Source organism: Arcicella sp. BE140, from assembly GCF_031456255.1.
GTDB classification, from domain to species: Bacteria; Bacteroidota; Bacteroidia; order Cytophagales; family Spirosomataceae; genus Arcicella; species Arcicella aquatica.
The window spans coordinates 181,250-192,382 of the sequence record NZ_JAVDUE010000012.1 but is presented as its reverse complement, the minus strand read 5'-3'; the positions used below and the strand labels follow the sequence as shown (position 1 = coordinate 192,382).

Below are 11,133 nucleotides of genomic sequence, written 5' to 3'. Positions count from 1 at the left end.
AAAACCCCGAAAATTGCCAGTATTGACACTTTTTCGGGGTTGTTTTTTTGTAATATATTGATAATTAAATATTTACAACATTAAAGGAAAGCCTAGCTGAACAAAAACTTGTCAAAATTCGAGTATGAGATGCTTCTTCCAAAGTTCATTAATAGATATAAATATATCCTAAAAATAAGTTGTCATCCTCTTGAAAGAAAAGACTTATTTCGTCTCCTTCCTCAGTGTTAACTTCAAGAAATAAAATGTTTTCAGATTTACTTTTCTCTAATTTAGATACAACCTCATTCAGTCCTTCATAAAAACGAGTATCTCCTGAATTATTTCGATAAGTAGCATCTGCAAACATTTTATTTCGAACTCCATAAATATCTAATAGAATGGCTCTCGTTTGCACAAATTTTGCTAAAATCTCTACTTGACTTATTTGATTTATCACCTCAAATGGTAAATCACTATTTTTGATAATGCTTAATAGTTCTTTTGTTCTCATTTTATTATTTGGTCACTTTTAAAAATTAGATAAAAAGCTAAAAATAATGAAACTTAATAATCTCAAATCCTATTTCAAATAACTCGTTGGATAGCATTTAAAACAGCTTGGACAATCACAGATTGTCATTTATCTAACCCACGAAGTCAGAGACTCCGAGGAGCAAATCTTAAAGTCAAAATTCTTGTGTCTTGCCTCTTATATCTTTTAGTCTTCAAGTCCAAAAATCCAAAATCCAAAAAAATACCCTCTGAAATGAATCAAAGGGCATTTTTTATATTGCTACAAAATTAGATTACACAATCCAACGAGCTTTACGATAACCTCCAACCTTTTCTTGGGCTTTGGCTTCTTTAGCTGTTTCTACTTGTTGTAGTTCTTCTTTAGAAGTAATCACGTAGTCTGCATATTTACGAACACCCGTACCCGCTGGGATTAAGTGACCAACAATTACGTTTTCTTTCAAGCCATCTAATGTATCAGCTTTTGCACGGATAGATGCTTCAGATAATACTTTCGTTGTTTCTTGGAAAGAAGCCGCAGAAATGAATGAGTCAGTTCCTAAAGATGCTTGAGTGATACCTTGTAAGTTTGGTTGAGAAACCGCTGGTGAAGCATCACGTACTGTAACAATCTTCATATCACGACGTTTCAATGAAGAGTTTTCGTCACGTAAAGCACGAGCAGAAACAATCATACCCACTTTCATTTTCTCAGAATCACCTGCATCCATTACCACTTTCTTATCCATGATTTTATCATTTTCCTCACGGAACAAGAATCTATCAACATTTTGTCCGTTCAAGAACATTGTATCTCCAGATTCAACGATGATTACTTTCTGCATCATCTGACGAACGATAGCCTCGATGTGCTTATCGTTAATCTTCACACCTTGCAGACGGTAAACGTCTTGGATTTCATTTACTAAGTACTCTTGTACAGCGGTTGGTCCTTTAATAGCCAAAATATCTGAAGGCGTAATAGCACCATCTGAAAGTGGTACACCAGCACGCACAAAGTCATTATTTTGAACAAGGATGTGTTTAGACAATGGCACCAAGTATTTACGTTCGCCACCATCTTTAGCACGTACATAAATTTCACGGTTACCACGTTTGATACCTCCTAAAGTAATAACACCGTCAATCTCAGAAACTACAGCTGGGTTAGATGGGTTACGTGCTTCAAATAATTCAGTTACACGTGGAAGACCACCCGTAATATCACGTGTTTTACCAGCAGCACGAGGAATTTTCGCCAAGATTTGTCCCGGTTTAATTTTCGTTTTGTTTTCAACTGATAAACGAGCCGCTACTGGTACGTTATAAGCTACTGGTTCGTCAGCACCTTTTACATTAACCAAGATAGCAGGGTTTTTAGTCTTATCTTTCGATTCGATAATTACCTTCTCACGTAAACCTGTTTGCTCATCGGCTTCTTCCTTGTAAGTAACATTTTCTTCGATAGCATCGAATTGAATAGTACCTTCAACTTCCGATAAGATTACAGCATTATATGGATCCCAAGCACAAATTTCTTCACCTTTAGTAATCGTCTGTCCGTCTTTAACTCTCAAATAAGAACCATAAGGAACGTTATTGGCGATAAATACTTGTTGAGGATTATTAGCATTCAAAATTTGAACCTCACCCGAACGACCCATTACAATTTCAACTGGTTTTCCTTCTGGGTCAACCGAAGAAACTGTACGCATCTCTTCAAATTTAATAATACCGTCGAATTTAGCTTTGATAGCTGCATCCAACGTTACGTTCTGAGCAGTACCCCCAACGTGGAATGTACGAAGTGTAAGCTGCGTACCTGGTTCACCGATTGACTGTGATGCAATTACACCTACAGCTTCACCAATACCTACCATTCTACCTGTTGAAAGGTTACGTCCGTAACATTTAGCACAAACTCCATAACGAGTTTCACAAGTTAATACCGAACGAATTTCGATTGAATCAATCGCAGTATCATCTACAGACAGCGCTGCCTCTTCGCTGATTTCTTCACCTGCTGTGATTAACAATTTACCCGTTACTGGGTCATATACATCATGGATAGAAACACGACCCAAGATACGTTCTGATAATGGTTCGATGATTTCCTCATTATCTTTCAACGCCGCAATCTGAATACCTCTTAAAGTACCGCAGTCATCTTCATTTACGATTACGTCTTGAGCAACGTCATGCAAACGACGAGTTAAGTAACCCGCATCGGCAGTTTTCAAGGCTGTATCCGCAAGACCTTTACGCGCACCGTGTGTAGAGATAAAGTATTCAAGTACGTCTAGACCTTCTTTAAAGTTAGAAAGGATTGGGTTTTCGATGATTTCACCTACCGAACCTTGTAAGTTCTTCTGAGGTTTCGCCATCAAACCACGCATACCACCTAACTGACGAATCTGCTCACGAGAACCACGTGCTCCTGAGTGCATCATCATATAGATAGCATTGAAACCTTGTCTATCATTCTCCATTTGATTCATCAAGGTATCAGTGATTTTCTTGTTCACTGATGTCCAAATGTCAATTACAGCGTTATAACGTTCGTTATCTGTAATTAAACCCATCAAATAGTTATCAGTTACTTCAGTTACTCTATCTTTTGCTTGTGCTACAAGGGCAGCTTTTTCTTCTGGAACGATGATATCACCAATACCCATTGAAAGACCACCTTTGAAGGCCATTTGGTATCCTAAGTCTTTAATATCATCTAGGAATTTTGCAGTACGAGCAACTCCAGAGATTTTAAATACTGTAGCAATGATTTGTTGTAATTTCTTCTTAGTCAACAATTCATTGATATAACCCACTTCTTCAGGAACACAAAGGTTGAATAATACACGGCCCGCAACAGTTTTCACCATTTCTTCAACCAATGTACCATCTTCTTTACGCACTTTAGCTTTTACTTCAATATTAGCATGTTTAGAAACCACCCCTTCGTTCATCCCGATTACCACTTCCTCGAAACCGTAGAACTTCATGCCTTCACCTTTCACTTCATATTCTGGTGTATTTCTACGTCCTTTTGTTACGTAGTATAAACCAAGAACCATATCTTGTGAAGGTACAGTGATAGGAGCTCCGTTGGCTGGGTTCAAGATATTGTGTGAACCTAACATTAAAAGAGATGCTTCCAATATTGCCTCCTGACCTAGTGGTACGTGTACCGCCATCTGGTCACCATCAAAATCGGCGTTGAATGCCGTACAAGTTAATGGGTGCAATTGAATTGCTTTTCCTTCAATCAATTTAGGTTGGAATGCCTGAATACCCAAACGGTGAAGTGTTGGAGCACGGTTTAGAAGAACAGGGTGTCCTTTCATTACGTTTTCCAAAATATCCCACACTACTGGGTCTTTTCTATCAACAATTTTCTTGGCAGATTTTACCGTTTTCACGATACCTCTTTCAATCAATTTTCTGATAACAAATGGTTTGAAAAGCTCGGCAGCCATATCTTTTGGCAAACCACATTCGTGCATTTTCAATTCTGGACCAACCACAATTACCGAACGACCTGAATAATCGACACGTTTACCTAGTAAGTTCTGACGGAAACGTCCTTGCTTACCTTTCAACATATCTGAAAGAGATTTCAATGCACGGTTACCTTCTGAACGAACAGCGTTGATTTTACGCGAGTTATCGAATAATGAATCGACAGCTTCTTGTAACATACGTTTTTCGTTACGTAAGATTACTTCAGGAGCTTTGATTTCGATCAAACGCTTCAAACGGTTGTTACGGATAATTACACGACGGTAAAGGTCGTTCAAATCCGAAGTCGCAAAACGACCACCATCTAAAGGTACAAGCGGACGCAATTCTGGTGGAATTACTGGTACCATTTTGATAACCATCCATTCTGGCTTGTTCTCGATACGAGTACCCGCCTCACGGAAAGCTTCAACTACTTTCAAACGTTTCAAGGCTTCAGCCTTACGTTGTTGAGAAGTATCGTTTGCAGCCGAGTGACGTAAATCGTAAGATAAGTTATCTAATTCAGTACGTTTTAACAACATATCCAACGCCTCAGCCCCCATTTTAGCAATGAATTTCTGAGGGTCTTCGTCTGGTAATAATTGGTTTTCGCGAGGTAACTTGTCGATAATGTCCAAATATTCGTCTTCTGTTAAGAAGTCCATTTTGTTTACACCATCTTCCGCCTTTACCCCAGCTTGAACTACTACGTATCTTTCGTAATAAATTACTTGGTCAAGTTTTTTCGTAGAAAGACCTAACAAATAACCAATTTTGTTTGGTAAGCTACGGAAGTACCAGATGTGGGCAACAGGCACAACTAACTCGATGTGTCCCATACGCTCACGACGTACTTTTTTCTCAGTAACTTCTACCCCGCAACGGTCGCAGATGATACCTTTATAACGAATACGTTTATATTTCCCACAGTGACATTCCCAGTCTTTTGTAGGGCCGAAAATACGCTCACAGAACAAACCTCCCATTTCTGGTTTATAAGTTCTATAGTTGATTGTTTCCGGTTGTGTAACTTCTCCGTGTGATCCTTCAAGAATCGACTCAGGTGATGCCAATGAGATGGTCACCTTAGAGAATTCACTGTTCAATTTTCTATTCTTTTTGAATGACATATAAGAATGTATTTTATTGACGTTCAATTAATTATCAATCAGATGAAAACTATTAAAATATCACTTTTTCAATCGAAATCTCAGTAGTATTACTGAAGCCCCATTGATAGGGACTATCTAATTGAATTGATTTAATCTTTGTATTTTTCAAACCACTTGTGTTAAAAAACTTCATAGCGTCTGAAAAACTCTTTACTTTAATATTGGCAATAACTCCTCCTTTTAATACCGATGGAATTACTCTGAACCTTTCTACAGTATTGTCGTCATAAACAAAGTTCACAAACAAATAAGGCGGCTGAAAAGCTAATCTGGTAAATTGTCCGAACAAAGAATATTTCAGGTTGAATTTTATAAATAATAATTCAGCTGAATCAGGTAAATCAATCTTTTCAAAAGTGTTTATCACAGCTTTTTTAGTCAGATTATACTTAACTTCTTTCTTATTCGGGTTTTGTTTTAAAACCAGTAGACTATCGTAACCTACAGATTGTTTAACGGCAAGCGTATCAACAACTTTATAATTGGCCAGCATGGTTAGCTTAGTTCTGTCTTCATCCCAGAAAAAATACTGTTCTCTGTAAGGGAATTCCTGATATAATAAATAATCAGGAGCCGTAGCAGATTGGTACTTCTGAGCATTCAGACTATCTAAATAACCAGAATATGCCTGATACGTTTGCACAATGGGTCTTGGGTTATACTTTAGTTTATTAACCATTATATAAGATATTTCCCAAGGCAAAATATCAACTGTTCCTTTGCTCAGATAATCATTCACTTCCTTCGGGAATGCTCTTTCCAGTGAATCTGCTTTGGTATAAGTAATGATTTCGTCATCAAATGAATGAGTAAAAAATCGTACTGCCGAAGAGCTACTGATAAAAGTGCCGATACCTTCGAGTGTTGATTTTCTATCTTGCCAATTCCCTAAATCTCTTTTAGCTGTTGGCAAAGCTGAAAACACATATTCCTTTAAATTGCTTTTTGACCAAGACCAATGAATGATGTTTCTAAACACAAGACTAGAGAGAATCAAAATGATTACTTTCACTTGTATTCTTTTGTTATTTTCAACCAATAAGATTAACCCTATCATTACGGGGAAAAACAAAAAGAAACCATATAAATTGGTTGATGATAATGAAGCAAAACTTTGTTTATAACTCAAAAACAAAGACATTGCTATCAAACAAATCACATAGAAACGGTCTGCCATTAAGTCCTTATTATTCGCTTTGAATGGTAGATAATCCCAACAGATTGCTAGAAATAGAGATACTATCACCAATAATGCCAATAAAGCTAAAACAAGCCTAATTCCATTAATATCGTTCATCACAGCCTGAGCATCTATATATCCATCGACCAATTTAATACCTGAAGACAGGTATACCATTATATCTGTTTGTAATATATATGCCAGAACCAGCATCAGTACAATAGTAGTACTGGCCAATGCTATGACAAATTTTATTGTTAAATAACGCCTTAAACCAAAGAACAATAACGAACCGAACCATATTACTAGCATCGCTAGGCTTAAATTCAGTTTAATAAAAAAGGCAAGTATGGTGATGATGGTAACGACGCCCAAACTGTAGATTTTCTTATGTTGTAGAAAGACTAACAAAAATCCTATTTGAAGAATCAATAAGGAAAATGATAAGTCGCCTACAAAGCGATAAGGAAAAAAACAAAGCCCCGCAAAAAACAAAGCCATCGCTTTTGATACTGACTTTTTTACGATTTCAACGATTAATACAACAAAACCAACTTGTATTAACAAATGAACCAAAAATGCTACAAGCTGATAAATAAAGCCATCGGGCGTATATCCTGTATTCAAAAACCCTAGTGGGCCATAAGTAAAAAGGAAATCCTGTCCGAACTTAAATTTATCTTCAATCGCTACTTTTAATGCTATACACCAAGAGGGGTCGAGTCCTTTTGTATATTCATGTACCCCTTCAAATGATGGCAAAAGCAAAAAAAACATCCACATCCAAGCAATCCATACGAAGGTTTTTTTTGAATATTGACTCATAAATAAACGATTGACCTTTACATGATTATTTTTAATTGGCACACAATTGCTCGTGTGCCAATCTATCTATTACTCTAACGTAATCTCTAATGCTAAACCTCTTAATTCGTGAATCAATACGTTGAATGATTCTGGAATACCTGGTTTTGGCATGCTTTCTCCTTTAACGATAGCTTCGTAGGCCTTAGCTCTACCAATCACGTCATCAGATTTCACCGTTAAGATTTCTTGCAAGATATTAGCAGCACCGAAGGCTTCTAATGCCCAAACCTCCATTTCACCAAAACGCTGACCACCAAATTGAGCTTTACCACCCAACGGTTGTTGTGTAATTAATGAGTATGGTCCGATTGAACGAGCGTGCATTTTATCATCAACTAAGTGACCTAATTTCAACATATAGATAATACCTACTGTTACTGGTTGGTCAAACATTTCGCCTGTTAAACCATTGTATAAGTAAGTACGTCCCCATGCTGGTAAGCCTGCTTCTGCTAATTCTTGTGCCACTTCTGCTTCAGTACCACCGTCGAAAATTGGTGAAGCGTATTTACGACCAAGTTTTTCTCCTGCCCATGCTAATACGGTTTCATAAATCTGACCGATGTTCATACGTGAAGGTACCCCTAGTGGGTTCAACACGATTTCAACTGGTGTTCCGTCTTCCAAGAATGGCATATCTTCATCACGTACAATACGGGCAACTACCCCTTTGTTACCGTGACGACCCGCCATCTTATCACCTACTTTCAACTTACGTTTCTTAGCGATATATACTTTCGCCAATTTCACGATACCTGCTGGTAATTCATCTCCTACTTCTAAAACAAACTTCTCACGTTTGTAGCGACCTACTACTTCGTTACGACGAACGTTATAGTTTTTCACCATTTGTAACAACAAGATGTTGATTTCAGATTCTTCAGTAGCATTTTCAAGAATTAAATCAGCTAATAAGTTAGCTTCTTCAGGTACGCTATATGAACTATCGTCACGGTATAAGTTTTTAGCTGGGAACAATGCTTCCTCGATCATACGACCAGTCAATTTCGTTCCTGCTTCAATAATTACCGTTCCGAATTTATGCTTGATACCACCAGAAATTTTACCTTCTAACAATTCAATCATCTTACCAATCATCATTGCACGGATGGCAGTCAAATCTTTAGATAATTGTTTTGAAAGTCCAGCGATTTCTTTCTTAGCTTTCTCGCGCTCATCTTTATCTTTCTTAGGGCGACTGAAAAGTTTTGTATCAATTACAACGCCTTTCAATGATGGAGGTGCTTTTTTAGAAGCATCTTTCACATCACCTGCTTTATCACCGAAGATAGCACGTAGTAATTTTTCTTCTGGAGTAGGGTCAGATTCTCCTTTTGGTGTAATCTTACCAATCAAGATATCTCCTTCTTTTACTTCAGAACCTACACGAATCACACCGCTTTCATCCAAGTTTTTCACAGTTTCTTCTGCTACGTTCGGGATTTCCGCTGTTAATTCTTCCTCACCACGTTTTGTATCACGTACTTCCAATTCAAATTCTTCAATGTGAATAGAAGTAAAGATATCATCACGAACAACTTTCTCAGAAATTACAATAGCATCCTCGAAGTTGTAACCTTGCCATGGCATGAAGGCCACTTTCATGTTACGACCAAGTGCTAATTCTCCTTGCTGAGTAGCATATCCTTCACAAAGAGCTTGTCCTTTTGAAACGCGCTGTCCTTTACGAACGATTGGCTTTAAGTTGATAGTAGTATCTTGGTTGGTTCTACGGAATTTAATTAATTTATATTCCTTCGTATCTCCGTCAAAACTTACTAAATATTCTTCTGGCGACATATCGTATTTTACTACGATTTTGATACTGTCTACATATTCAATTACACCATCAGCTTCAGCAACTACTAAAGTACGTGAATCTAAAGCAACGCTTGCTTCTAAGCCAGTACCTACAATTGGATTTTCAGGACGTAACAATGGTACAGCCTGACGTTGCATGTTTGAACCCATCAAGGCACGGTTGGCATCATCATGTTCCAAGAAAGGAATCAAAGAAGCCGCTACCGATACAATCTGGTTTGGTGCAATATCCATTAATTGAGCCTCTTTAGGATCTACTAGTGGGAAGTCACCTTCAAAACGAGCTTTTACACGATTAGAAGTAAATACGCCATCTTCATCATAACGAGCATTCGCCTGTACGATGTTTTTGCCATCTTCTTCTTCAGCAGTAAAGAATGTAATCTCATCGATTTTCACTTTACCGTCTTCAATCGTACGATAAGGAGTTTCGATAAAGCCCATCGAGTTGATTTTAGCATGCACACAAAGTGATGAAATCAAACCGATATTTGGTCCTTCTGGTGTTTCGATAGTACACAAACGACCGTAGTGCGTATAGTGAACGTCACGAACCTCAAAACCTGCACGTTCACGAGATAAACCTCCTGGCCCAAGTGCTGAAAGACGACGCTTGTGCGTAATCTCAGCCAATGGGTTGGTCTGATCCATAAATTGTGAAAGCTGGTTAGTACCGAAGAATGAGTTGATTACTGACGAAAGTGTACGAGCATTAATCAAATCAACTGGCTTGAAGTCTTCGTTATCACGAACGTTCATACGTTCTTTGATAGTACGAGCCATACGAGCCAAACCAACACCAAACTGTGCATATAATTGTTCCCCTACTGTACGAACACGACGGTTAGACAAGTGGTCAATATCATCAATTAGTGCTTTTGAGTTAATCAATCCGATTAGGTATTTCACGATAGAGATAATATCTGCTTTCGTTAATACTTTTGTTTCCATCGGAATATCATGACCCAATTTCTTGTTGATTCTATAACGACCTACTTCACCTAAATCATAACGTTTGTCAGAGAAGAACAAGTTTTGGATAATATCACGAGCTGTTTGCTCATCAGGTGCTTCTGTATTACGCAACTGACGGTAAATTTGCTCAACCGCTTCTTTTTCTGAGTTAGATGAATCTTTCTGTAAAGTATTATAGATGATGTTATAATCGTTCACGTTCATATCTTCTTTATGAAGAATGATAGTGTCTAAATCAGCATCAATGATTGTATCGATATCGTCAGAAGTAATCGTAGAATCACGTTCTAATAATACTTCGTTACGGTCGATAGAAACTACTTCACCAGTATCCTCATCTACGAAATCTTCTTGCCAAGTTCTTAAAACCCTAGCAGCCAAACGGCGACCAACAGCTTTATTCAAGTTAGCACGATCAACTTTGATTTCTTCAGAAAGGCCAAATAAATCTAAAATGTCTTTATCAGAACCATAACCAATAGCACGCAAAAGCGTAGTTACTGGAAACTTCTTCTTACGGTCGATATAAGCATACATTACGTTGTTAACGTCTGTAGCAAATTCAATCCAAGAACCTTTGAATGGGATAATACGTGCTGAATATAATTTAGTACCATTTGTGTGACGACTCTGAGAGAAGAACACACCTGGCGAACGGTGTAATTGAGATACGATTACACGTTCAGCACCATTAATTACGAATGAACCACGTTCAGTCATGTAAGGGATATTCCCTAAGAACACTTCCTGTTCGATAGTTTCGAAATCTTCGTTGTCTGTATCATTACAGATAAGGCGCAACTTTGCTTTCAAAGGTACTGAATACGTCAGACCACGGTCGATACACTCATCAACAGAGTATTTCGGTGGATCTACTGAGTAATCAATAAAGTGAAGGACAAAGTTTTCACGAGAATCGGCAATTGGGAAGTTCTCAGCAAATACTTTGAAAAGACCTTCGTCAGTACGATTCTCCGCTGCGGTTTCCAACTGGAAGAAATCCTGAAACGACTTAACCTGAATATCCAAGAAATCTGGGTATTCGAGTAAGTTTTTGACTTTGGCAAAAGAAATTCTGCCCGTTTTTGTCATCTGTGTCAAGGCTGTTACTGTTTTGAAGTTTAC

The 11,133-nt window shown here is 37.8% G+C and carries 4 protein-coding genes; all 4 read right to left on the bottom strand.

Annotated elements, in window-relative coordinates:
* Positions 1 to 148: 148 nt before the first annotated feature.
* Positions 149 to 493 carry a hypothetical protein gene (locus J2Y60_RS17195; protein ID WP_309920714.1) on the bottom strand — a complete coding sequence of 115 codons (345 nt, stop codon included), beginning with the start codon at positions 491 to 493 and terminating at the stop codon, positions 149 to 151.
* A gap of 295 nt (positions 494 to 788) precedes the next feature.
* Complete coding sequence (rpoC, locus tag J2Y60_RS17190; RefSeq protein ID WP_309920717.1) at positions 789 to 5,123, bottom strand: DNA-directed RNA polymerase subunit beta'; 4,335 nt, start codon at positions 5,121 to 5,123, stop codon at positions 789 to 791.
* Positions 5,124 to 5,175: 52 nt separating this feature from the next.
* Complete coding sequence (locus J2Y60_RS17185; protein WP_309920719.1) at positions 5,176 to 7,170, bottom strand: hypothetical protein; 1,995 nt, start codon at positions 7,168 to 7,170, stop codon at positions 5,176 to 5,178.
* A gap of 69 nt (positions 7,171 to 7,239) precedes the next feature.
* Positions 7,240 to 11,100, bottom strand: a complete 3,861-nt coding sequence (rpoB, locus tag J2Y60_RS17180) for a DNA-directed RNA polymerase subunit beta (RefSeq protein ID WP_309921116.1) — start codon at positions 11,098 to 11,100, stop codon at positions 7,240 to 7,242.
* Between the last annotated feature and the right edge of the window lie 33 nt (positions 11,101 to 11,133).

Excerpts from the sequence above, each read along its gene's own strand:
- rpoC (WP_309920717.1), bottom strand. The coding sequence starts at position 5,123 with ATGTCATTCAAAAAGAATAGAAAATTGAACAGTGAATTCTCTAAGGTG.
- J2Y60_RS17195 (WP_309920714.1), bottom strand. The coding sequence starts at position 493 with ATGAGAACAAAAGAACTATTAAGCATTATCAAAAATAGTGATTTACCA.
- J2Y60_RS17185 (WP_309920719.1), bottom strand. The coding sequence starts at position 7,170 with ATGAGTCAATATTCAAAAAAAACCTTCGTATGGATTGCTTGGATGTGG.
- rpoB (WP_309921116.1), bottom strand. The coding sequence starts at position 11,100 with ATGACAAAAACGGGCAGAATTTCTTTTGCCAAAGTCAAAAACTTACTC.